This is a genomic window from Arthrobacter sp. 05L44, from assembly GCF_056397605.1.
In genome coordinates this window covers 561,729-583,379 of the sequence record NZ_JBFTNS010000002.1, presented here as the reverse complement: position 1 = coordinate 583,379, position 21,651 = coordinate 561,729, and the positions used below count along the sequence as shown (strand labels likewise).

Below are 21,651 nucleotides of genomic sequence, written 5' to 3'. Positions count from 1 at the left end.
TCCGGACACCGACCCGACGTTGGAGGACTAGATGGGCCAGCTGGCCGGACCGACCGACCCCACCGCCGATGCCCACTGGGAGCACAACCATCCGCGCAAGGGGTTCTTTACCGACACTTCCATCTGCATCGGCTGCAAGGCCTGCGAGGTTGCCTGCAAGGAGTGGAACCACAACCCGCAGGACGGAAACCTGGAGCTCCTCGGGTCCTCATACGACAACACCGGAGCGCTGGGCGCCAGCACTTGGCGGCATGTCGCGTTCATCGAACAGGGTCAGGAGCGGATCGTCGAGGCGCGGGAGTCCGGCCGCGCGCTGGTGAGCCTTGGCATGCCGCGCATCGGACCGCCCGCCCCGGCCGGGGCTGCCGTGACGGACCTCGCGGCGGCGGATACCACCCCGCCGGACACAGCAGACTTCCGCTGGCTGATGTCCTCCGACGTCTGCAAGCACTGCACCCACGCCGGATGCCTCGATGTCTGCCCCACCGGAGCACTGTTCCGTACCGAATTCGGTACCGTGGTGGTCCAGGACGATGTCTGCAACGGCTGCGGCACCTGTGTGGCCGGCTGCCCCTTCGGCGTGATCGAGCGCCGCAGCAACGGCACGGTGAAGGTCGCCACCAGCCGGGAGGACCAGCACGCCGGGCATCCCGCCGTCCCCAACGCGGGCATCGCCCAGAAGTGCACCCTCTGCTACGACCGCTTAGTGGCCGACGAGACGCCCGCCTGCGCCAAGGCCTGCCCGACGACGTCCATCAAGTTCGGCGACCACGACGACATGGTGGAGGCGGCCCGGGAACGGGTCGCCGACCTGCATGCGCAGGGCATGACCGAGGCGAGGCTCTATGGTGCCAACGAAAACGACGGCGTTGGCGGAACCGGCTCGGTCTTCCTCCTGCTCGACGAGCCCGAGGTATACGGACTCCCGCCGGATCCTCGGGTCCCCACCGCAGACCTGCCCAGAATGTACCAGCGGGCCGGCCTGGCGGTAGCCGGCATGGCCGTTGCCGCAGCGGTGGCTTTCCTGGGAGGGCGGGAGTGACACTTTCAGAATTCGACAGTTTCCGGCCGGCAGAGCCCGCCAGGCGCCGCCGGACCGGCGTTAAACGCGGCACCGGACGCCGCCGTGACAACAGTGACGGCTCGCGGGAAATGCCGATGGTGCCGGAGCCGGAGTTCACCTCGTACTACGGCCGTCCGGTGGTCAAACCGGCTCCATGGGGCGACGACGTTGCCATCTACCTGTTCCTGGGTGGGGTCGCGGGCGGCTCGGCCCTGCTCGGGCTCGGCGGCCAGCTCACCGGTCGGCCGGCGCTGCGCCGCAACGCCCGGCTGAGTGCCCTCGCCGCGGTGGGCCTCGGCGCGGTCGCACTGATCAAGGACCTCGGCAGGCCGGAACGATTCCTGAACATGCTGCGGACGTTCAAGGTGACCTCGCCGATGAGCGTCGGGTCCTGGATTCTTAGCGCTTTCAGCGCCGGGACCGGCGTCGCCGCTGTGGCGGAGATCAACCGGATGAGCGGTGAGCGGTTGCCTCTCGGTCCCTTGCGGACAGTGCTGCGGGCGGTAGAGGGCCCGGCAGGTTTCGAGGCCGCGCTGTTCGCCGGGCCCCTGGCGGCTTATACGGCCGTGCTGCTCGGCGACACCGCCACCCCGACGTGGCACGCCGGCCACGAGGATCTGCCGTTCGTGTTCGTGAGCTCGGCCAGCCTCGCGTCCGGCGGCCTCGCCATGATCACCACACCAGTGCGCGAAGCCGGCCCCGCGCGGAAACTCGCGGTCCTCGGCGTCGTGGGCGATGTAATCGCGATGAAGATGATGGAGCGGCGGATGGACCCGGTGGCAGCAGAACCCCTGCACCAGGGCAAGGCCGGCGCCATGCTGAAATGGAGCGAACGGCTTGCCCTGGCCGGGGGACTGGGGACACTCCTGGGTGGACGTAACCGTGTGGCAGCGGCAGCTTCGGGAGTGGCCTTGTTGGCCGCCTCGGCCCTGACCCGCTTCGGGGTGTTCGAGGCCGGCCTAGCCTCGGCCAAGGACCCCCGGTACACCATTGAACCGCAGAAGAACCGGCTCGCTGCCCGCCGTGCTGCCGGCATCACCGGTGACGCGATTACCACCGGCGGCTGACCGGCCGACCCCGACCTAGCGGATCTGGATACCCCGGCCGGCCGTGGTGTGGCCAATGACGGGGTAGCCTGGCAACTCACCGACAACCAGCAGGCCGCCGGAGGTCTGGGCATCGGCCAGCAGCAAAAGATCGTCCTCACTGATGCCGGCGGTCGCGCCGAGGTGGGGCCGGACCCAGTCAAGGTTGCGCCGGGTCCCGCCCGAGACGAAGCCATCGTGCAGCGCCTCCCGGGCGCCGTCGACGAGGGGCACCGCGCTGACATCGATGACGGCACCCACTTCCGAGGCCCGGACCATCTTGAAAAGGTGCCCCAGCAGTCCAAAGCCGGTCACGTCGGTGGCCGCCTTGACGCCGGCGGCCACCGCGGCCTCGGCGGCGTCACGGTTGAGGCTGGCCATCGTCTCGACTGCCTCTTCGAAGATTTCGCCGGTCTGTTTGTGGCGGTTGTTGAGGAGCCCGACGCCGATCGGCTTGGTCAGCGTGATGGGCAGCCCGGGGCGGGCGGCGTCGTTGCGCAGCAGCCGGTCCGGATGGGCGACGCCGGTGACCGCCATGCCGTACTTCGGCTCCGGATCATCAATGGAGTGCCCGCCCAGGACCGGGCACCCGGCCTGGGCTGCCACGCTCAGCCCGCCGCGGAGCACCTCGGTCATGAGTTCCATCGGCAGGACACCCCGCGGCCAGCCGACCAGGTTGATGGCCGTGACGGGCCGTCCACCCATCGCATAGATATCCGAGAGGGCATTGGCCGCCGCGATGCGGCCCCAGTCGTACGCATCGTTGACGACGGGAGTGAAGAAGTCGGCGGTGGTGAGGACAGCCAGATCATCGCGCACCAAAACGGCCGCGGCGTCGTCCCCGCTGTCGAGGCCAACGAGCACCTCCGGGCCGGCCTGGCCGATGAGGCCCCGGACGGCATCTTCGAGTTCGCCGGGAGGAATCTTGCAGGCGCACCCCCCTCCGTGGGCAAAGTCGGTGAGCCGAAATGTCCCCGGGCTGCCGTCCTTGAGCTGCCGGGCTGTGGTCTGAGCCTCATTCACCCGCCTAGCGTACCTCCCGAGGCAACCCTGCTATATTGATGCGCGGTGGCGTCCGGGTCCTGGTGGGCCCCCCGGTCTTCAAAACCGGTGCGGTTGAGTATCTCGGCCTGGCGGGTTCGATTCCCGTCCGCCACCGCCAACTTCAAGCATGACCGCCGGCGCCGGAGGAGGGCTGTGGACCACGTTGACCCCCGGCGCTTGATTCCCCGGACCAATGATCTCCTGGCGCTGCCAGCCGTGCGCGAGGCCAGGTCCCGGCTCAGTGAGCGGATTATCCGTGACCTCATCACGCAGGCCCAGGAGCGGGCGCGCCGCGGTGAGCTCCCACCCCGGCTGGTCGAGCGGGAACTGCTTGCCGCCCTCGCCGCACGGCGGCCAACAACGCTGCACGCGGTCCTGAACGCCACCGGCGTCGTCGTCCATACCAACCTGGGACGCGCCCCGCTCTCCGAAGCCGCGGTGGACGCCATCGTCACCGCCAGCGGCTATGTTGACGTCGAGCTGAACCTCGCCGAAGGGACCCGGTCACGCAGGGGAGCAGGCGCCCGGGACGCCTTGCTCGCCGCTTGCCCCGCCGCCGAGGACGCCCTGGTGGTCAACAACGGTGCGGCCGCACTGGTTTTGGCCACCACCGCCCTGGCCTCCGGCCGGGAGGTGGTCATTAGCCGGGGCGAGCTGGTCGAGATCGGTGCCGGCTTCCGGTTGACCGACCTGATGGAATCAACCGGCGCGACGCTCCGGGAGGTTGGCACCACCAACCGCACCCGCCTGCGCGACTACGCGGACGCGCTGGGACCGCAGACCGGGTGTGTGCTCAAGGTCCATCCGAGCAACTTTCGGGTCGATGGCTTCACGTCGGCCGTGCCGCTGCACGAACTGGGTCCGCTGACCGAGTCCAACGGCGTGCCGCTCGTGGCGGACCTCGGCAGTGGGCTGCTCGCACCGGACCCCCTCCTCCCCGACGAACCGGACGTGACCTCCGCGCTGGTGGGCGGGGCCGACGTCGTCATCGCCAGCGGCGACAAGCTGCTCGGCGGCCCGCAAGCGGGCTTGCTGCTGGGCAGCAAGGAAATGATCGCGCGGTTGGCCCGCCACCCGCTGGCCCGGGCGGTCCGCGCCGACAAACTCGCCCTCGCCGCCCTGGAGGCGACGCTTGCCGGGGGACCGCCTCCGGTTCTTCAGGCCCTGCACGCCGACGCCGATGAATTGCGGCGGCGCACGGACCGGCTTGCCGAGGCCCTCGATGTGCCCGTCGTGGCCCATGAGGGCCGGGTAGGTGGCGGCGGCGCCCCCGGAGTTCCATTGCCGGGATGGGCGCTGCGGCTCCCGGAGCGCCTCGCGCGCTCCTTGCGCACGGGTGACCCGGCCGTACTGCCCCGCGTCCACGACGGCGCCTGCCTGATCGATCTGCGCTGCGTTCCCGCTGCGGACGACGAACGGATTCTCCATGCTGTACGGCAGGCCCGGGCATCCCTGACGGCTGCCGACGCAGGCGGAGCGGGCTAAACAGTGCACGTCATCGCCACGGCCGGGCACGTCGATTCGGGCAAGAGCACCCTGGTCCGCGCCCTCACCGGGATGGAGCCGGACCGGTGGGAGGAGGAGCGGCGCCGCGGCCTGACCATCGACCTCGGCTATGCGTGGACCACCCTGCCCTCCGGGACAGGCGTAGCGTTCGTTGACGTCCCCGGCCACGAACGATTCCTCGGAAACATGCTGGCGGGAATCGGCCCGGCGCCGGTCGTCTGCTTCGTCGTCGCCGCCGATGAGGGGTGGCAGGCGCAATCCAGCGATCACCGCGATGCTGTCCTCGCCCTCGGCATCGAGCACGGTGTGGTGGTGTTGAGCCGCGCGGACCGGGCCTCGGGAGACCGGCTCGCGGACGTACTCGCCAGAACCCGGGCAGAGCTGGGCGGAACGGGGCTGCAGGGGGCGCCCGCAGTCGCGGTGTCGGCCCTCGACGGAACCGGTCTGCCCGAACTGCGCGCTGCACTCGACGACGTCCTGGCCCGGATACCTGCGCCTACCCCCACAGGGCGCGTCCGGCTGTGGGTGGACCGGTCCTTCACCATCACCGGATCGGGAACGGTGGTCACCGGAACGCTGGCGGCAGGAACGCTTGCCCGGGGTGACCGGATGGAACTGATCGGCCATGACAATTCCCGCCCGGTGGTTATCCGCGGCCTGCAGAGCTGCGACACCGCCCGCGACTCGGTAATGCCGGTCAGCCGGGTGGCGTTGAACCTTCGCGACGTCGCTGCCGCAGAAATCCGCAGGGGAGACGCCCTGGTGACTCCGGACGCGTGGCCCTCCACCGGCGTCGTCGGCATTCACCGCACCTCGGGCGTCGCCTATACGGACGTGCCGGAACAACTCATGGTGCACGTGGGAACCGCGTCGGTGCCGGCCCGGCTCAGGCCATTCGGCGCCGACCACGCCCGGCTCATCCTCGAAAGGCGCCTGCCGCTGGTCCTTGGCGACCGCCTGGTGCTGCGTGACCCGGGGCGGCACTCCGTGCTGGGTGGCGCCCGCATCCTCGACGCCGACCCGCCACCCCTCGTGCGGCGCGGCGACGGCGCCACGTGGGCGCAGCGGCTCGCCGGTATGGATGCCGCCGGTGACCTGCTGGGAGAAGTGGCGGCCCGCGGGGCGGTCCGGGCAGAGCATCTGAACCGGCTCGGGCTGCTGTCCGGCCAGGACTCTGCCCAGCTGCCGGGCCTGAAAGTACTTGGTGAATGGTGGGTGCACGCGCCCGTCCTCGGGGCCTGGCGGCAGCGTCTGCGTGCCGCCGTCGAGGAGCTGCAAAAGCGGGACCCGCTGGCTCCCGGGCTGTCGATGGGGGCGGCCGTCGGCCTGCTCTCCCTGCCCGACGAAAGGTTGCTGCCCCACGTCATCGACGGCGCACAGCTCGAAGCGGACGGCGGCCATATCCGGATCCCCGGCAGCAAAGACAAACTCGGCCCCGTCGAGCCGGCGATCGCCGCGTTGGAACGCCGGCTCACCGTACATCCCTTCCACGCGCCGGAAGCCGACGAGCTGGCCAACCTCAGTCTGGGCAACCGGGAGCTGGCCGCCGCCGAACGGGCGGGGCGCCTGCTTCGGCTGCGTGACGGCGTGGTGCTGCTGCCAACGGCGCCGGCCCTTGCGATGCGCACCCTTGCCGGCCTGGATCAGCCGTTCACCACAAGCCAGGCCCGTCAGGCCCTCGACACAACACGCCGGGTCGCGATCCCACTGCTGGAACATCTTGATTCACGAGGTTGGACCCAGCGCCTGGATGCGGGCCACCGCAACGTTGTGCGCTGACCCAAAATATTTCCCAAGACCCAGAACCCCTGGCACCCCCTAATAGCGATGAACGGCTGCCGATGACAGGCAGTGAATCCGCCCCCTGGAAGGGTACTTCGCCCGCACACCCACTGGCACTGTCCCTCCTCGATCCTCCCTGCGGCAGCGCCCCGACAGCGCCAAGACGCCACCGGCCGCACGGATGGCCGGCGGCCGAAAGCCTGGACTGTGTCCTCTCGACACCCCGTTGAATCGACGCTAGTTTATGCCTCTGAACAACGGCGCGTCTTCGGAAATGTTCGGATCTCGACCAGGGATATAGCCTCCATGTCGGCGCGAGAAGTGACTGAGCGAACGGGGAGCATCGGGCCAATGCCGCCGGGCTCGACAATAAAGGCGTCCGACGCAAGCCTGAAACGACGGCAGCTCCCCGTCGCTCCAGCGTGGCCGGTCCGCTGTCTGTGAACGGTGCTGCATCGTGTCGGTCCCGGACACGGCGGAGTCCCGGCGTAGCTGCGGGAGCCGGCGGCGGGGCGTAGACACATCAATCCTCGTTTGAACCGAGCCCGGAGATGGGGGAACGGCTTATGGGTGCCAAAGGATTCCCGCAGGATTAATGCGGTTCCACGGCCCGGGTTGGCCTCCGCCCCTACCCTTGAAGATGACGGTTTTGCCCCTGCCGCCCCACCGTTTCAAGGAAATCAAAATGCGCCTCTCGACCCTCCGCTCCTGCCTGGCCTCTATGTTGCTGGTCTGTCTTTCGGTGCCTTCGGCAGCATCCGCGATCGCCGCGCCGCCGGCGCCCGGGTTCCCGGCGACGGCGCAAACCGGCCAGACCGAAACCGGCCGTTACCTGGTGCGCTATGTTCCCGGGTCCGACGTCGCCGCAAAGGTGCGTAGCCTCCGGTCCCGGCATATCGCCGTCGGACGCACTTTCTCGAGAGCGGTTCGCGGCGCCGTTGTCACAGCCACCGCGGCCCAGGCGGCAGAGCTGAGGAGCTCGGCCGGCGTTGCCGGCGTCGAGCCCGACGCACGCGTAAAGATTTCGGACACCGAACAGCCTGCACCGTGGGGTCTGGACCGCATCGATCAACGCACCCTGCCCCTGTCCGGTTCCTACACCTACACGGCCGCGGGCGCGGGCGTGAGCGCGTACGTGATTGACACCGGTGTTTTCGCCGGCAACACGGACTTCGGCGGCCGCGTCGCAGCGGGCTGGACGGCGGTCACCGACGGGCTCGGAACGGGTGACTGCAACGGCCATGGAACCCATGTGGCCGGGACCATCGCCGGCAAGACGTACGGGGTCGCCAAGGCTGCCACGATCATTCCGGTACGGGTCTTGGACTGCTCCGGCTCCGGTTTCAACTCGGATGTGGTGGCCGCCCTTGACTGGGTCGCCGCCAACCATCAGGACGGCGTGCCGGCCGTGGCGAATCTGAGCCTGGGTGGCGCGGCCAGCTCTATGGTGGATGCCGCGGTTCAGGCGGTGATCAACGACGGGGTTACGGTCGCCGTGGCCGCCGGCAACGCCTCAGTCGACGCGTGCAACAGTTCCCCAGCCCGGCTGCCGGACGCCCTGACGGTCGCAGCGAGCGACTCCTCGGACCGGCAAGCCTCGTTTTCGAACTTCGGCGCCTGCGTTGACCTCTACGCCCCGGGCGTGGGTATCACCTCAGACGGCATCGGCACGACGACGGCGACGGCCACCATGAGCGGCACCTCCATGGCGACCCCGCACGTGGCTGGCGCTGCTGCCCTGGTCCTGTCGCACAGCCCGGCGCTGAGCCCCGCGGCCGTCGCCGCGGCGTTGACCGCCGAGGCCAGCCCCGGCGTGATCGCAGCCCCGGGCGTCGGCACGCCCAACCGGCTGTTGAATACAGACGCTGCACGCCTTGCTCCCCTCCCGGTCGGTACAGTTTTCCGCCCGTCCATCGGCAGCGCCGCGGACACCGTCGCGGCGGCGTCCGACGGCGTGCTGTGGAACTACCGGGCGACCGGCAAGGGCGGCTTCCAGCCGCGGGAAAAAATCGGTACCGGCTGGTCTGGGCTGATCCACGGATTCGTGACCGACTGGAACGCGGACGGTGTCTTCGACGTGATCGCCCAATGGAAGGACGGACGGCTGACCTTCTACCCCGGAAAGCCCGGCGGAGGTTTTGCCCCTGCCCAAGCTATCGGAACCGGCTGGGCCAGCTACAACGTCACCGTCGGCCGCTGGCGCACCACCGACAAATACCCAGGTGTCGTCGCGTATGACTCCGCGGGCACCCTGTGGTACTACGGCAACAGCACCGGAAAAACCCTCAGTCCTCGTATCAAGACAGGGACCGGCTGGGGAGGCCTGTACGTCACCATGGCCGACTTCGACCAGGACGGGGCGCAAGACCTGTTGGCCAAGCGCACCGATGGTAGCCTGGTGCTGTACCGTTCCACCGGAACCGGCGGCTTCATTTCCGAACCCCGCCGCACCGTGGGCACCGGCTGGAACAGCATCAACAGCATCACGCGCCTGGACGGCTTTCGGGGAGCCGGCGGCCACGGACTCACCGCGCGGATCACCGACGGCCGGCTCGCGTACTATCCCTACCGCCAGGGAACCTGGGGAACCCGCACCGTCGTCGGAACCGGCTGGGGAAGCTACAACATCTTCCGCTGACGCACCAAGGGATCCTGCACAGGCGCTGCGGTCCCGTAGGTCTTCTAGCTGGGGAAGGCCCACGCACCGGGGTTGGGCTTACCGGTGCCTCCTCCGTCGTCATCCTTGCCGCAACGTCGGCACCGCCTATACAGCGTGCCATCGTCGGCGTGTTCGGTGTGCCAATCGTGCCGAATATTGAACCGACAGAGCAGTGAATTGAGCATGGTCGTCTCCGATGCAAATGGGTCGCCCCAGGACCGCAATTAATTGTCCTACCGAACGCCGATGCCGGACAGAGAGCGCTGAGCTTGCCTGAGCCGGGACGGACAGTAGCCCTGGGTCGGATCCCTGGAGGCCCTGGTCTAAGCAGGCACTTGCTGTGGGGTGAGAGGAAAACGCCACGGCTGCCGAAAAACGCCCCCGCACCGGTCGGCGCGACCATACGTGCGGGGACGTCTTCGGGGCGTTCTCCCGCCATTGGGGGGTGGAAGAACTCGGATCAACGTACAGCCGGCGTAATTGCGGGTCAACCCCCAGATCGAACGGTTGGCATCGTCCCCCGGTTGCTCCGGGCCATTGTGGCCGGTGCGTCGGAGCGCACCCGGATGTGGCAAAATTCACCGGTGCGCATCGTTGAATTCCTGGAGGACCGTATCGACGAGGAAGAAGCCCGCCTCGCGCATGCCGAAGCGGGTTCTCCTTCGGCGGCGCGTCTCACGCGGCGCCTGCTAGCGGAGTGCGCCCAAAAGCGCGCAATCATCGAGGACTGGAAGCAGGCTGCGGAGGAGGCTGGGATCTCTTCGGCCGCTGAAGCAATGGACAGCATGGCAGTGGCGCGACGGGGCGCCCTAGGTATCCTCGCCGCCGCGTACAGGAATCACCCGGACTTCCCGACCGACTGGCGGGACTAGGTTGCCGCCGCCCTGCTTCAGCTCGAAAGGGTAACGAAGGGGTCGAAGCGGATAGGTCCGGGCCCCAGCTATTCAGGTTTTTCCCAGAAAGCCGCGCTAACGTCCCGGTCGGCGGGGCTGTCCCGCGAAATTCCTTAGGAGGACGATCTTGGGGCCGGTAAAAAGCTTGTGGGCCATGGTGCAGGGCGACCCGATCTTCATGCGACGGGTCAACGGCTGGCTCGCTGTTTTTTGGATCCTGATGATCCCCGTCTCGCTGATGATGGGTTGGCTTGATTCCGTGACCTATGTTTCGGCGCTGTCGCTGTGGGCGCTCGTTTCCGGCCATTGGTCGGCGTGGCAAGCCGCACGGGTGGAAGTCGCGCAGGCGGAAGACGCCGAGAAGCGCGACAAGGAAGATCTCGTCGCCGAAGTTGTTGCCGCTCTTCTGGCCCGGACCGATCTGCAACCTTCGCCACAGACAGGAGCGGGTCCTGCCGTTGCGTCCGCGACTGCCGACGTGCCCTGACAGTTACAAAAGGTGTCACGGAAAGGTCGTGCCACGATCGCCGGTGGCAGCGAAACGGCAATCCTCTTGGACGGAGTCGAGCACACCCTCGGTGGCGGCGCAGGCGTGCGGGCTCTTTAGACGCTCCAACCCGTACTGATATGTGACGTAGACCAGGATTAAAGCCCCAGGATCGCCTCTTGCGCGCTGGTAAGCCTCCCGGAGCCCCGTGCCTTGATCAGGGCGCTGGAACCGGCCAGCGCCCCGCGGCCGTCGAACGCCCCGACCACGGAGGCCCGCAAGGCCCCCGGCCTCTCCTGCCAATGACCCCGTGGGAAGCGGCGGACGGGCCGCAACGGCGGCAGGCGCGGAGTCGGTCCGTGCCGCGGGAGGGGCGCGAACTGGGGCCCGCGGGAATAAGAACCCCCGCCGCTATGTTCTTTTTGGGTGTGAAAAACATCGGTTTCCTGTCCTTCGGCCATTGGACCGACCACCCGGAGTCCGGCACGCGCAACGCGTCGGAAGCGCTGTTGCAAGCGATCGACCTCGCGGTCGCGGCCGAGGAGCTGGGTGCGGACGGAGCCTACTTCCGGGTCCATCACTTCGCGCAGCAATACGCCTCCCCGTTCCCGTTGCTCGCTGCGATTGGGGCACGGACAAGCCGCATAGACATCGGTACCGGCGTGATCGACATGCGATACGAGAACCCGCTCTACATGGCGGAGGACGCCGGCGCGGCCGACCTGATCTCTGGTGGCCGGCTGCAGTTGGGCATCAGCAGGGGCTCACCCGAGCAGGTCATCGACGGGTGGCGTCACTTCGGCTTCGTCCCCGCTGAGGGCGAGTCGGACGCCGATATGGGCCGCAGACACACTGAGCGTCTGCTCGACGTGCTCGCTGGCGAGGGTTTCGCGGCGCCGAGCCCCCGCCCAATGTTCCCGAACCCTCCGGGCCTGCTACGCGTGGAGCCGCACTCAGAGGGCTTGCGTGAGCGCATCTGGTGGGGTTCCGGCTCTAACGCCACGGCCATCTGGGCGGCGAAGCTCGGGATGAACCTGCAGAGCTCCACGCTTAAGGACGACGAGAGCGGCAAGCCCTTCCACGTCCAGCAGGCCGAGCAGATCGAGCTCTACCGGCAGGCCTGGAAGGATGCGGGGCACAAACGGGAGCCGCGCGTCTCGGTCAGTCGCAGCATCTTTGCACTGACGGACGACCGCGACTGGCAATACTTCGGCCGCGACCGCCACAGCTCCGACCAAGTGGGCAACATCGACGAGAAAACGCGCGCGGTTTTTGGCCGATCGTACGCGGGTGCCCCGGACGAACTGGCCGCGAAGCTGGCCGAGGACGAGGCGATCGCCGCGGCAGACACCCTTCTGCTCACGGTCCCGAACCAGCTCGGTGTCGACTACAACGCCCACGTCATCGAGTCGATCCTGAAGTACGTGGCGCCGCAGCTCGGCTGGCGCTGACCCACGCGTCAGGTTCCCCTAGCAGACTACCCAGCGGGGCCGGCACGGGCTCCGGTCACGGCGGCCGGGCCGGCCGGCGGCCGCCTTTCATGAACTCCAGCGGAGACCGTGTCGTCGTTTCGACGGTTCCCGTTAGGGTCGGGCGAGGCGCCATTGGTCTTCGGCGGCGTTCGCGGCCGAGGATACAGACGGGCTACTTCTTGCCGGCCAGAAGGTCGGTCACCACCTTGGCGACTCGGCGGGAGCGGGTCTCTGCTGTTTTAGCGGCCGCGAGCGGTTCAACGTAGCGCCGCTGGCTGCTGTAGTTCAGTGTCGCAAAGAACGCGTTCGCCTCGGGCTCCGATTCCAGAGCGGCGGCAAGGTCAGCTGGAACGTCGACGACGCGCGGCTGGAGGTCCAGCGCGAGATCGACCTCGACGGTGTCGCCGGCAGATACTCCGGTGAGTGTCCGGTTTACGGCGCTGACGCCGACCATGTTGCGGCCGCCCATCACTGCGATGCTGCTGTTGTAGCTTGCCCCGTTGATGGTGACGACGACCGGCGGTCTCCTGCCCGCGCCCAGAGCGCTGACGATTTCCTCGGGGACTTCGATGCCCGCCTTGTTGCCGCTACCTAGGATGGTTGTGGTGAACTTCATGATCACAGTATGCCTCCGGTAATTTCGATAGCGCGGCGCCGCGCAGGCCAGGGAAGTGGCGGCTGTTGTCCAGACGGGCGACGGCGCTTTTCGGGATTGCGCTCAGCGCCTAGCCTCATACCTACTCATGGCGACACCGCCGGGAAACGTCTTTTGCTCGACCAGGTTCAGGTTCACCCGGCTGTCCAGTGCGGTAAAGAACGGTGTGCCGCCGCCCACCAGGACAGGATGGGTGACCAGTGCGTACTCATCGATGAGCCCGGCCCGCATGGCCGCCGCGGCCAGGGTTGCGCCCCCGATGCTCATCGGACCGCCGTCGTCGGCCTTGAGCCGGGTGATCTCGGCGACCGCGTCGCGGGTGACCAGGCGGGCATTCCAGTTGACCGTGTCGATCGTCGAGGAGAACACCACCTTCGGTGTGTCCCGCCAGTTCCGCGCAAATTCGATCTCCGCGGAGGTGGCGTTGGGCTGCTGGTCGCCGGTGGGCCAGTGGGAACTCATGACGGTCCAGAGCTTTCGCCCGTACAGGGACAGGCTGTTGGCCAGCTCCACGTCCAGCCACCACTGGAAGAGCTCGTCGCTTTGCACGCCCCAACCGATGTCATCGCCAGGTGCGGCGATATAGCCGTCGAGGGTCACGTTCATGGCGAAAATGAGGTTCCGCATGGCGCCAGCTTTCCATCGGGAGGTCGACGTCGTAAAGACCTATATGAATGGAATACGCTCGTGAACGGTTTCCAGTTGGCTGCTCTGATGGCGGGACAGCCGTCGTGCGAAAGTCGCCGCAAGGATAAGGACGAGCGGAGGACAGGGGACCTATTTTTGATCGTCGACGCCATGGCTTTTTTCGTTCAGCAGTTAGGCCTGGCTCGTGGTCTTGAGGACATGCTCCATACGGCGGTCCGGAACCAGCCAGAGCAGGGCTGCAACGGTATAGAGCCCGAGGCCCAGCAACGGTTGCAGCGTCGCTAAAGCCATGCCAAGGAGGTAGATCAGGGGTGAGGCTTTGCCTTTCCAATCGCGCCCCACGGCTCGTGAGAGGGCGCCTTCGTGCCCCTGTTGGCGGATCAGAGACTGTTGCAGAACAAAATAGGCGACGGCGGCACAGAACAAATTGAGTCCATAAACCAATACTGGCACCTGAGCAAAAACGAACTCATCCATCCAGCGCGTGGTGAATGGAAACAAGGACAGCCAAAACAGAAGATGCAGATTGGCCCACAGGATGGATCCGTTGACCTTTTCAGCGAGGTGGATCATGTGGTGATGGTTGTTCCAGTAGATCCCCACGTATATGAAGCTTAGGAGATAGCTCAAGAACGTGGGCAGCACGTCCGCCAATCCCGCCCAGCTCGGCTCGAGGGGTACCCGCAACTCCAGGACCATGATCGTAATGATGATGGCGAGCACGCCGTCGCTGAAGGCCTCGAGGCGGTTTTTGTTCATGCTGAGAATTCCATCAAGTACCCGAGAATGCGGTCCGATCGAACAACGCCGGAAGGCGCCGAGGGCCGGCCAGGCTGCGGCTGGCCTCCACTGAGGAGCGAACTCCTTGAAATCTACCCGGACGCTGCGGCCGCGGCAACCAATACCGTAGGGCCGGCTTCGCATCGATGCAGGTCCCTGTTCGCGGTGTTCGGCCTGCCCACGCCGTCCAAGGCGGCAGCTCGGAGCGGTATGTTGCCCGTTATCTCCCGCGCGATCTCGTGGGGTGGCCACGGTGCGGCTGCTTTTGAATGCGTAAATGCAGCGTTGCGGTTCCCGGGATATGGCCGTCCCCCAATGGACGGCCATATCTTCAGGTGCCTGGGGCGCGGTTAGAGCCGGTGTGGGGAGCGGGGGAGTCTCGGCCCCCTTTTGGCTAATTCCCGGTCGATCAGTGCGAGAAGCTCAGATACCAGAGCCGGGTTTTCTGTGCCGTTCGCAGTGAGCGCAGCTTGTCGTAGTGCGGTCAGTTCGCGCGGCGGCAGGGCGGCCCAACCGGTATACGAGTGCACGGTACGGTCGCAGGCGCTTGTACGGATGGCGTTCATGCGGCCTGCCTCAGGGTGGGCTGAGACCTGTTGCTGCCGCTGTGCCGCATGGCGCCCGGATGGAGTCCAGAGCTGGCCAGGGCGTCCAGGGTGCCCGCCGCGTCGTACCGAAGTTGACTGCTGTCAAGGTCGACCTCGCACTGGGGGAGGACGCGCTCAGCCCGGTGGCGAAGGGTGAGGAGGACTTGGATGTTGCGCGTGGTCAGCGTGCCAACCGGGCGGATCGTGACAGTCGAAGCGTCGAGGTCCACTGAGATCGTGACGCTGAGTTTGCCGGTAGTCATAGATCTGAAGCTCTCTACGAAAAACGAACGGGCCGCGCCTTGACCCAAAAAATATCGTAGGGCACCACTTTTGTACGCGGAAGTAACTTAGGTCACACTCGTAGCCCACAGTGCGTTGTGGGGGCGGGGTCCAGCATCCAGGGTCCGGTCGGCGCAGGCGGAGTGCCGGTCTTGAGGTCCGCGGGGTAGCCCGCCCGGTCTTAGAGGGGTACATAGTTAGGTATGGAACCGACGAGTATGCCCGGCCCGATCGACGACCGGCGGGAACCGGTGGTCGCGGAAATTCAGGACTTGCTCCTGGCGACTCAGGATGTTGCGGATTTCCTCGATGAGCTTGCCTGTTATGCCGCTGCCAATCTGTCCTCGGGCAGCAATGAGGTGTTCTGCGGAATTACGTTGTTACGTCACGGCTCGGCGGGAACGGTGGCCAGCAGCGGTGAAAAGGCACTCAAGCTCGACGAGCTGCAGTACCAGCTCGATGAGGGACCATGTTTGATGGCCAGCCGCAGGCAATTGCTGGTCCACATTCCAGACTTGGCCGGTGACGAGACTTTCCCGAACTACAACGCCATTGCCACCGCTAACGGCATCAGATCCATCCTCGCCGTCCCGTTTCACCTCCCTGACAACACGGTCCGCGCGGGATTAAACCTTTATTCGGAAAAAGCCAACGCGTTTGGCGGCGGAGCGGTAAACCTTGCCCAGGAGTTCGTCTCTCAAGCCTCCAAGGGCCTGAGATTGGCGGTGTTGCTCTCTCAGCACAGCCAAGCAGCCGAGAGCCTGCGGCTGGCGATGACGTCGCGCACGGTGATCGACATGGCTGTTGGCGTCATCATCGCGCAGAACCGGTGCACGCAACAGGAGGCGTTTGATCTAATCAAGTCTGCCTCGAACCACCGCAACCTGAAGCTCCGCGATGTAGCAGCTTCCGTCGTCGAATCCGCGGGCGGAGGAAAAGTCACCACGCACTTTGACTAGGGCGGCGCGGCTAAAGGCAGCGCCCCGCGCCCGTTGCAGTTGTTATGCCTGTTCCTCGTCATGCGGGCTCTGCGCCTGCTTCTCGTCGGGAGAGGGGCCCGGTGTGAGATCGGGGTCGACCACCGGGGAAAATGCATCGGCCGGCACCTCATCGCCGGCGGTTGCGTGGTCCGGATCAGGTGGGTCGTTCGTCGGTCGTATGTCCATGGCACCACGGTAGGTGCCGGTTGCAAAGGTGTCGATGGTTTTTCGTATACAGCTGGTGCCGGGCTCCGGTGGGGCAACTCCGCGGTAGTCTCCGAGGTCCACCCTCGCTTATCCCAGGCCCCTTGTCAGCCTTTCCTGCCCTCTGTGGCTACGCCCTCGATAAAATGACGTTGGCCAAAGGCGAACAGGACCAGCATCGGCAATGTAATGAGCAGCGTTGCGACCATCACGTACTGGTAGTCGCCCTGGCCGCCGTTGGTGGGGCTGTACTTGGTCATCGCGTAGGCGATCCCCAAGGGCGCGGTGAAGCCTTCGACGGAACCGGCGTTCAGGTAGATTAGCGCGGACTGAAGATTGTTCCAGCTCGCTTGGAACTCGAAGATGAAGATCACCACCAGCGACGGGATGGACAGCGGCAGGGCTATCCGCCGGAAAAGTCCGAAGTAGCTGGCCCCGTCGATTCGGGCCGCCTCGAACAGTTCGCGGGGGAGCCCGAGGAAGAACTGCCGCTGCAGGAAAATGTAGAAGGCCGAGCCGAATAGGTTCATTCCGAAGAGAGGAATCCAGGTGCCAAGAACCCCCAGGTTCTTCCAAATCAGGTACTGCGGGACCATCGTGACGGCACCCGGAAGCATCATGGTGGCCAGCACAAGTCCGAAAAGGAAACTGCGGCCGGGGAAGCGGAAGTAGGCGAAACCGAACGCGACCATAGCGCTGGAAACCGTGACGAGGGTGGCGGCCAGCACTGCGATGAGGAAGCTGTTGACCACCCAGTGAACCAGCGGTAGCTGGTCCCAAACCTGCAGATAGTTTTGCGGTGAGAACGTGCGGGGGATCAGCGCATTGTCGAACACTTCCGAGCGCGGCTTTAGGCTGGCCGCGATAAGCCACACCAGCGGGTAGAGAAAAGCACCGCTGATCACGATCAAGATCGTCCAAAGCGCCAACCTGGCCGCCGCAGGACGTGCACCCCGCGCCCTCCGTGGGGGTCGCCGGCCGCCGGAGGAAACGACCGAAGTCTCTGCAGCGGCGGCCGGTTCGGCCGTGGCTTGTGTCCGTAGTGTCGCCATCAGCGTTTTTCCCCCTCGTAGTAGACGAACCGATTCCCGATTTTCACCTGGATAAGGCTGATCAGCAGGATGAAGACGAACAGCACCCAGGCCATGGCGGCGGCGAACCCGAAGTTGAACTCCCGGAACGCCTGCTGGAAGAGGTAGATGCCGTAAAACAGCGACGCCTCGGGGGCCGTGCTGGTCTGGTCGCGCCAGAAAAGAAGATAAGCCTGATCGAAGATCTGCAGCGCCGCAATCGTCAGTACAATCACGTTGAAGAAGATGGCTCCCGAAATCATGGGGACCGTTATGGAGAAAAATTGACGGACGGGACCTGCGCCGTCCAGGGACGCCACCTCGTAAAGGTCCTTCGGGACGCTCTTGAGCGCCGCCAGGAAGATAACCATCGTGCCGCTGACTCCCCACAGGGTCATGAGGACGATTGAGGGCTTTACCCAAGCCGGATCAATCAGCCACTGGGGTCCGGTGATTCCGAAGAATCCAAGCGCCTGATTGATGGCTCCGGTATTCCCGTTCAACAGCAGAAGGAAGACTGCGGCGGTGGCGACTGATGGCGTCATTTTGGGGAGGTAGTAGACGGTGCGAAAGAAACCGGCGCCGCGCCCGACCCGGTTCAGCAGGAGCGCGAGCCCCAAGGCCACGCAGATCTCCAACGGCACCGCCAACACAGCGTAAAACAGCGTATTGGCTAGTGAGGAAGCAACCTTGGGATCCTCGAAGAGTTGCGCGTAGTTTGCTGTCCCGGCTGGCCGCGCCACGTTGGTGGCGAGGTTGTACCGGCTGAAGGAAATGACCAAGCTGTATGCCATGGCGCCGAGCATGAACACGACAAACCCTACGAGCCACGGCGCAATGAACAAATAGCCCGCCACCGCTTCGCGGCGGTTGTATTTCTGACGTCCCGGACGAGCGCCGCGCTTTGCCTTTGGTGGCACGACCTTGCCGGATGCGCTTGCGGTCATCGCTGGCCCCCAATCCCTGATTCTTAGGCTCGAATCAGCGTTCCGCCGCCCGCAAACAGCGCGTGGGCGACCTCTTGCGTCAGTCGGTTGCTTCGGCTAACTTTCGATTTAGCAAGCTTACTTACAATGTGGCAGTTACGGGGGCGTTTCGCCGAAGAATTCCTAGCTGCGAAGTCAATGAAGCGGAAACTGGGGAGGATGCAAATGCGTGTGTGGGAGAAGAGCTCGGTGGTTCTGGCCGTGGTCGCCCTGGGGCTGACAGGGTGCGGCAGCGGCAGTGCCGCACCCGGGGAGACAACGGAATTCAAGAAAGAGTCCTCGGGGACTTTGAACGCATGGGCCTTCGACAACGCGGACGATGTGGGTAAAGCCCGGATGAAATATGCGGCCGAGCAGCTCGGGGACGTCAAAATCACCATGGATCAAACCCCGTTCGACGCCCAGAAATTCACGACGCGAGCCGCCAGCGGTGACGTTCCCGACGTCGTCCAAATGGACAGAGCCTTCGTCGCCACGTACGCCGCAAAGGGCCTTATTAAGCCTCTGGATGGATGCCTTAAGGCCCATGGCATGGATCCGGCCAAGCAGTTCTATCCGGCCGTGACCCAGCAGGTCACCTATCAGGACAAGATATGGGCCGTGCCGCAGTTCTACCAGCCCGCCGCTATTATCCTCAACCAGAATGTTCTGGAGGCTGCCGGTGTATCCAAAGACAGCATTGACACCTCGGACAAGAAGAAGTTGCTGGACGCCGTCGCCAAGGCTCACAAATCGAACGGCGACAATCCGGCAACCCTTGGCTTCGACCCGGTAGCGGGCGGCCAGGCCGAACTGTGGATCCTCGGCCAGGGCGGCAAACTCATGGATGACAAGGGGGCGCCAGCCCTGGACGATCCCGCTAACGTCCAGGCGTTGACGTTCCTTAAGGAAATTTACGACGCCCAAGGCGGCTATGCGAAGGCCAAGAGCTTCAGTGACTCGTTCGACACGTTCGGCAAAGACAACCAGTTCGTCAAGAACCAGGTCGGTGCACAGGTCGATGCACAGTGGTACGTCAACGTCCTCGCGCCGTATTCGAAATCGTTGAGCATCTCGGCTGTTCCCTTTAAAGACAAAGACGGGAAGCCTTTCACCGTGGCCGGGGGTACCTCGTTCGTGATCCCTGCTGCTGCGAAGAACGCCGACGCCGCGTGCGCGTGGATGACGTCGTTGGTAACCGACGATGCCTGGTCCGCGGCCGGAGCTGCCAGGGCGGAAAAGATTTCTTCGACGCCCGGGGGGATAAACACCGGCCTCTTCACTGGCTCACCCTCGGCGGACAAGCTGATCCGGGAAAAGTACGTGAAGCCCAGCGGTAACGCAGGATTCGACGAAACCATTGCCACCTACTACGAGGTGGTCCCTGCCGGAAAGTCCCTTGGGGCATCGCCTGCGGGCCAAACCATAAAGACGGAAGTCAACAACGCCATCGCTGCTGCTTTGCTTGGCAGCAAGGCACCCGACAAGGCCCTGGCTGATGCCCAGGCGGCCGCGAAGCGGGCGTTTGACCAGGCTGGTTCCTAGAAGACACGAGGGTTGTTGCGAGGGGAGACGGCGGGTCAAGTCCCGGGCACCCCCTCGCGTGCCGGCCGCCCCGGTTGCGGCTCAATGCCGGGCGGCCGGCTTGGTGCCAAGGAACACATTGAGGCCCCAGCCGGCCGCGGTGACTAGAAGGATGGCTCCCGCCATGGACAACAGTTGGGCCGGGCTGCTCAGAATGCCCAGGCTCACGATCAGCGTGGTCGCCCCCGCCGGAGGATGCGGTTTGCGCAACAGGGTCAGCACGAGCGTCGTCAGCGCGACGGAGAGCGCCCCGGCAACCACGTAGGGGAGTGTGAGTCCGCCGACGGGTGCCGATGGGCTGCCATGGAGACCGAGGGCGTAGAAGCAAATGATGCCCATGGCCAGGCCGGTCAGGTGTCCTATCAAAGTATTGGCCGGCCGGGCCGAAGGCTGCTCGGGGGACTCGAAGAAGAGCATCACCGTCGGCCCGAGGCTGGGAAACAGCCAGGGCAGGTGCAGGCCCAGACCGACTGCGCCGGCCAGGGCCAGGACGATGAGCGACAGGACAGCGGCGTAGGCTGCTGGCCCCACGGTCCGCCGGCCGGATGCCAGCCGCTTCAGCAAGGGGAATCTCAACGGCGACGTTTGTCCTTCCTCGCGGCCCGGTGAAACGGGCGACCATTTGAAGCCCTAATTTCCTGTCCGGCGCGCCTCTGCGGAGGGATCCGTGCCGGGGTCGTCCTGGTCCGGATCGATGCTGCGGGTAAGGTCGCCCGCGAGCGAGTCCCTGGCGGCCTCATCCGCCGGGCGGCCGCCGTCGTCGTCGCCGGCGTCGTCGCCGGCGTTGGAGCCTTCGCTGATCGATGAATGGACTTGAACGCCATCGGACTCCGCACCGGGCTCGGGCGTCTGACCGTCGTCCGGTGGCATGGCGTTGCCGCCGAGGTCTTTCATTGCGTCGTCTGCTGCCTTGCGGATGCTGTCTCCAACGCCCATCTCAGTGCTCCTCATCTGTGAAGTTCCAGACCACATTCCTTGGTCCTCATTAGAGGTACCACCAGGACAAGCCGTCGTCCAGACCCCTGTATGCCGGGCCGTCGAGGCTGCTTTGTCCCGCGGATCCAGCGAGCGTCCGTATGTCCCCAACACGGCACTTGTCCTCACGTGCTGCTCTTCCTAGGCTTAGTTCCACGGATGCAGGGCCGGCTAAAAATTACGCGACGGAGTCGATGGAGGGTTCATGGAGCACCAACCACAGGCTGAGCCTGGTGAACGCTCCCAGCGGAACCCAGGCGCCCTCGTGGCCCGGGGTTTGGCCGGCAAGGCTGCCCTCATCAGCTTGGGCCGGCATACCCGGCACTCACCTTCCTGCGTGGCCAGCGGCGGCGCCGGAGAAAACCGTGGCCGACTCCACGGCCGTAACCTCTGCGACTTCTATGACGGGAACCTGGACCCCGCACCGACGGTGCGGGCGCTGGCCGATGAAGAGCTGGCAGAACTGGTCGATGCCCTGTTCGTCCACCTGGACTCCGTCCGGCCGGCTTTCGGTGCGTTGAGCTGGTTCGAACTCGCCGTCGAGGAACTCCGACGCCGAAATGGCACCGACACAGCGGCCGGATAACAACGAGGAAAGGCAAGCTCCGTCCGGGTACCGGTCTTCACCGTCGGTGCTCTCCCGGGACGGTTCGCGTCAGGAATCCTCGCGCGGCCCCGACGTCGGTCCCTGGGAGCCCGGCGCTGCGGTGCCGCCGTCAGCCGGCCGGCGCGGGGCCGCCTCGTCTGCGTCGGCTCCCTCCGCAGGCTCTTCGGAGTGCTGCCGTTCGTTCAGGAACTCGGCCGGAACATCTGTCCCGCCTTCAGCCGGTTCCTGGGCGTGGTGCCTCTCGGTGTTCGGGGTTTCGCTCACGGTAAGCCCTTTCGTTGTCGGCTGCCGGACCTTCGCGTCAGAATCCCCAGGCAAGCCCG

General features: G+C 65.7%; 22 protein-coding genes and 1 tRNA gene. 12 read left to right on the top strand and 11 right to left on the bottom strand.

Features of this window, described 5'->3' with window-relative positions; genetic code table 11:
• The first annotated feature begins 31 nt into the window (after window positions 1–31).
• Both AC1DHY_RS07935 and nrfD read left to right on the top strand, forming a co-directional pair.
• The gene (locus AC1DHY_RS07935; RefSeq protein ID WP_476880054.1) at window positions 32–1,042 is read left to right on the top strand and encodes a 4Fe-4S dicluster domain-containing protein; all 1,011 of its coding nucleotides are present in this window, start codon (window positions 32–34) and stop codon (window positions 1,040–1,042) included.
• Entirely contained in the window at window positions 1,039–2,130 is a 1,092-nt protein-coding gene (gene nrfD, locus AC1DHY_RS07930) for an NrfD/PsrC family molybdoenzyme membrane anchor subunit (protein WP_476880053.1), read from the top strand. The genes AC1DHY_RS07935 and nrfD overlap by 4 nt, the downstream gene beginning before the upstream one ends.
• A 15-nt stretch (window positions 2,131–2,145) precedes the next feature.
• Here nrfD and selD read toward each other — a convergent pair whose 3' ends face one another.
• Entirely contained in the window at window positions 2,146–3,171 is a 1,026-nt protein-coding gene (gene selD, locus AC1DHY_RS07925; protein WP_476880052.1) for a selenide, water dikinase SelD, read from the bottom strand.
• A 44-nt stretch (window positions 3,172–3,215) separates the two neighbouring features.
• On the opposite strand from selD, the gene AC1DHY_RS07920 reads away from it, so the two are divergent.
• From AC1DHY_RS07920 to AC1DHY_RS07890, 7 genes are all read left to right on the top strand, one after another.
• Window positions 3,216–3,310 (top strand) — tRNA-Sec (locus tag AC1DHY_RS07920).
• Window positions 3,311–3,345: 35 nt separating this feature from the next.
• On the top strand, window positions 3,346–4,677 hold the full coding sequence (selA, locus tag AC1DHY_RS07915) for an L-seryl-tRNA(Sec) selenium transferase (RefSeq protein WP_476903438.1): 1,332 nt from the start codon (window positions 3,346–3,348) through the stop codon (window positions 4,675–4,677).
• Window positions 4,678–4,680: 3 nt separating this feature from the next.
• A complete protein-coding gene (gene selB / locus AC1DHY_RS07910; protein ID WP_476903437.1) occupies window positions 4,681–6,477 on the top strand; it encodes a selenocysteine-specific translation elongation factor in 1,797 nt (598 codons plus the stop codon).
• 688 nt (window positions 6,478–7,165) lie between these two features.
• The gene (locus AC1DHY_RS07905) at window positions 7,166–9,118 is read left to right on the top strand and encodes a S8 family serine peptidase (RefSeq protein WP_476880312.1); all 1,953 of its coding nucleotides are present in this window, start codon (window positions 7,166–7,168) and stop codon (window positions 9,116–9,118) included.
• A gap of 605 nt (window positions 9,119–9,723) precedes the next feature.
• The gene (locus AC1DHY_RS07900; protein ID WP_476880311.1) at window positions 9,724–10,011 is read left to right on the top strand and encodes a DUF6221 family protein; all 288 of its coding nucleotides are present in this window, start codon (window positions 9,724–9,726) and stop codon (window positions 10,009–10,011) included.
• A gap of 175 nt (window positions 10,012–10,186) precedes the next feature.
• A complete protein-coding gene (locus AC1DHY_RS07895; RefSeq protein WP_476903436.1) occupies window positions 10,187–10,519 on the top strand; it encodes a hypothetical protein in 333 nt (110 codons plus the stop codon).
• A 413-nt stretch (window positions 10,520–10,932) separates the two neighbouring features.
• The gene (locus AC1DHY_RS07890; protein ID WP_476903435.1) at window positions 10,933–11,970 is read left to right on the top strand and encodes an LLM class flavin-dependent oxidoreductase; all 1,038 of its coding nucleotides are present in this window, start codon (window positions 10,933–10,935) and stop codon (window positions 11,968–11,970) included.
• 193 nt (window positions 11,971–12,163) lie between these two features.
• Here AC1DHY_RS07890 and AC1DHY_RS07885 read toward each other — a convergent pair whose 3' ends face one another.
• The 4 genes from AC1DHY_RS07885 to AC1DHY_RS07870 all read right to left on the bottom strand — a co-directional run bounded on the left by AC1DHY_RS07885 (window position 12,164) and on the right by AC1DHY_RS07870 (window position 14,924).
• Window positions 12,164–12,607, bottom strand: coding sequence for a YdeI/OmpD-associated family protein (locus AC1DHY_RS07885; RefSeq protein WP_476880551.1), 444 nt, complete (start codon window positions 12,605–12,607; stop codon window positions 12,164–12,166).
• 102 nt (window positions 12,608–12,709) lie between these two features.
• Window positions 12,710–13,273, bottom strand: coding sequence for a dihydrofolate reductase family protein (locus AC1DHY_RS07880; RefSeq protein WP_476903434.1), 564 nt, complete (start codon window positions 13,271–13,273; stop codon window positions 12,710–12,712).
• A 192-nt stretch (window positions 13,274–13,465) separates the two neighbouring features.
• Window positions 13,466–14,053, bottom strand: a complete 588-nt coding sequence (locus tag AC1DHY_RS07875) for a TMEM175 family protein (protein ID WP_476880432.1) — start codon at window positions 14,051–14,053, stop codon at window positions 13,466–13,468.
• A gap of 583 nt (window positions 14,054–14,636) precedes the next feature.
• Window positions 14,637–14,924 (bottom strand): hypothetical protein, encoded by a 288-nt coding sequence (locus AC1DHY_RS07870; protein ID WP_476880431.1) that lies wholly within the window; start codon window positions 14,922–14,924, stop codon window positions 14,637–14,639.
• A gap of 222 nt (window positions 14,925–15,146) precedes the next feature.
• Here AC1DHY_RS07870 and AC1DHY_RS07865 point away from each other — a divergent pair, with 222 nt between their 5' ends.
• Window positions 15,147–15,902: a GAF and ANTAR domain-containing protein gene (locus AC1DHY_RS07865; RefSeq protein WP_476903433.1), complete on the top strand. Its 756-nt coding sequence runs from the start codon at window positions 15,147–15,149 to the stop codon at window positions 15,900–15,902.
• Between the two features lie 42 nt (window positions 15,903–15,944).
• Here AC1DHY_RS07865 and AC1DHY_RS07860 read toward each other — a convergent pair whose 3' ends face one another.
• From AC1DHY_RS07860 to AC1DHY_RS07850, 3 genes are all read right to left on the bottom strand, one after another.
• The gene (locus AC1DHY_RS07860; RefSeq protein ID WP_476880429.1) at window positions 15,945–16,109 is read right to left on the bottom strand and encodes a hypothetical protein; all 165 of its coding nucleotides are present in this window, start codon (window positions 16,107–16,109) and stop codon (window positions 15,945–15,947) included.
• A 125-nt stretch (window positions 16,110–16,234) separates the two neighbouring features.
• On the bottom strand, window positions 16,235–17,179 hold the full coding sequence (locus tag AC1DHY_RS07855) for a carbohydrate ABC transporter permease (RefSeq protein WP_476903432.1): 945 nt from the start codon (window positions 17,177–17,179) through the stop codon (window positions 16,235–16,237).
• The gene (locus AC1DHY_RS07850; protein ID WP_476903431.1) at window positions 17,179–18,144 is read right to left on the bottom strand and encodes a carbohydrate ABC transporter permease; all 966 of its coding nucleotides are present in this window, start codon (window positions 18,142–18,144) and stop codon (window positions 17,179–17,181) included. The genes AC1DHY_RS07855 and AC1DHY_RS07850 overlap by 1 nt, the downstream gene beginning before the upstream one ends.
• A 204-nt stretch (window positions 18,145–18,348) precedes the next feature.
• On the opposite strand from AC1DHY_RS07850, the gene AC1DHY_RS07845 reads away from it, so the two are divergent.
• Window positions 18,349–19,707, top strand: coding sequence for an ABC transporter substrate-binding protein (locus AC1DHY_RS07845; protein ID WP_476903430.1), 1,359 nt, complete (start codon window positions 18,349–18,351; stop codon window positions 19,705–19,707).
• Between the two features lie 81 nt (window positions 19,708–19,788).
• On the opposite strand, the gene AC1DHY_RS07840 is transcribed toward AC1DHY_RS07845, so the two are convergent.
• Both AC1DHY_RS07840 and AC1DHY_RS07835 read right to left on the bottom strand, forming a co-directional pair.
• Window positions 19,789–20,322: an HPP family protein gene (locus AC1DHY_RS07840; protein WP_476880187.1), complete on the bottom strand. Its 534-nt coding sequence runs from the start codon at window positions 20,320–20,322 to the stop codon at window positions 19,789–19,791.
• A gap of 54 nt (window positions 20,323–20,376) precedes the next feature.
• Complete coding sequence (locus AC1DHY_RS07835) at window positions 20,377–20,682, bottom strand: hypothetical protein (protein WP_476880186.1); 306 nt, start codon at window positions 20,680–20,682, stop codon at window positions 20,377–20,379.
• 244 nt (window positions 20,683–20,926) lie between these two features.
• Between AC1DHY_RS07835 and AC1DHY_RS07830 the strand changes: the two genes are divergently transcribed.
• Window positions 20,927–21,307 carry a hypothetical protein gene (locus tag AC1DHY_RS07830; protein WP_476903429.1) on the top strand — a complete coding sequence of 127 codons (381 nt, stop codon included), beginning with the start codon at window positions 20,927–20,929 and terminating at the stop codon, window positions 21,305–21,307.
• Window positions 21,308–21,376: 69 nt separating this feature from the next.
• On the opposite strand, the gene AC1DHY_RS07825 is transcribed toward AC1DHY_RS07830, so the two are convergent.
• On the bottom strand, window positions 21,377–21,592 hold the full coding sequence (locus AC1DHY_RS07825) for a hypothetical protein (RefSeq protein ID WP_476880183.1): 216 nt from the start codon (window positions 21,590–21,592) through the stop codon (window positions 21,377–21,379).
• Window positions 21,593–21,651: the final 59 nt, after the last annotated feature.

Excerpts from the sequence above, each read along its gene's own strand:
- AC1DHY_RS07895 (WP_476903436.1), top strand. The coding sequence starts at position 10,187 with ATGGTGCAGGGCGACCCGATCTTCATGCGACGGGTCAACGGCTGGCTC.
- AC1DHY_RS07845 (WP_476903430.1), top strand. The coding sequence starts at position 18,349 with ATGCGTGTGTGGGAGAAGAGCTCGGTGGTTCTGGCCGTGGTCGCCCTG.
- AC1DHY_RS07850 (WP_476903431.1), bottom strand. The coding sequence starts at position 18,144 with ATGACCGCAAGCGCATCCGGCAAGGTCGTGCCACCAAAGGCAAAGCGC.
- AC1DHY_RS07880 (WP_476903434.1), bottom strand. The coding sequence starts at position 13,273 with ATGCGGAACCTCATTTTCGCCATGAACGTGACCCTCGACGGCTATATC.
- AC1DHY_RS07890 (WP_476903435.1), top strand. The coding sequence starts at position 10,933 with ATGTTCTTTTTGGGTGTGAAAAACATCGGTTTCCTGTCCTTCGGCCAT.
- AC1DHY_RS07870 (WP_476880431.1), bottom strand. The coding sequence starts at position 14,924 with ATGACTACCGGCAAACTCAGCGTCACGATCTCAGTGGACCTCGACGCT.
- AC1DHY_RS07885 (WP_476880551.1), bottom strand. The coding sequence starts at position 12,607 with ATGAAGTTCACCACAACCATCCTAGGTAGCGGCAACAAGGCGGGCATC.
- AC1DHY_RS07865 (WP_476903433.1), top strand. The coding sequence starts at position 15,147 with ATGGAACCGACGAGTATGCCCGGCCCGATCGACGACCGGCGGGAACCG.
- AC1DHY_RS07835 (WP_476880186.1), bottom strand. The coding sequence starts at position 20,682 with ATGGGCGTTGGAGACAGCATCCGCAAGGCAGCAGACGACGCAATGAAA.
- AC1DHY_RS07860 (WP_476880429.1), bottom strand. The coding sequence starts at position 16,109 with ATGGACATACGACCGACGAACGACCCACCTGATCCGGACCACGCAACC.
- AC1DHY_RS07905 (WP_476880312.1), top strand. The coding sequence starts at position 7,166 with ATGCGCCTCTCGACCCTCCGCTCCTGCCTGGCCTCTATGTTGCTGGTC.
- AC1DHY_RS07855 (WP_476903432.1), bottom strand. The coding sequence starts at position 17,179 with ATGGCGACACTACGGACACAAGCCACGGCCGAACCGGCCGCCGCTGCA.
- AC1DHY_RS07875 (WP_476880432.1), bottom strand. The coding sequence starts at position 14,053 with ATGAACAAAAACCGCCTCGAGGCCTTCAGCGACGGCGTGCTCGCCATC.
- AC1DHY_RS07935 (WP_476880054.1), top strand. The coding sequence starts at position 32 with ATGGGCCAGCTGGCCGGACCGACCGACCCCACCGCCGATGCCCACTGG.
- AC1DHY_RS07830 (WP_476903429.1), top strand. The coding sequence starts at position 20,927 with ATGGAGCACCAACCACAGGCTGAGCCTGGTGAACGCTCCCAGCGGAAC.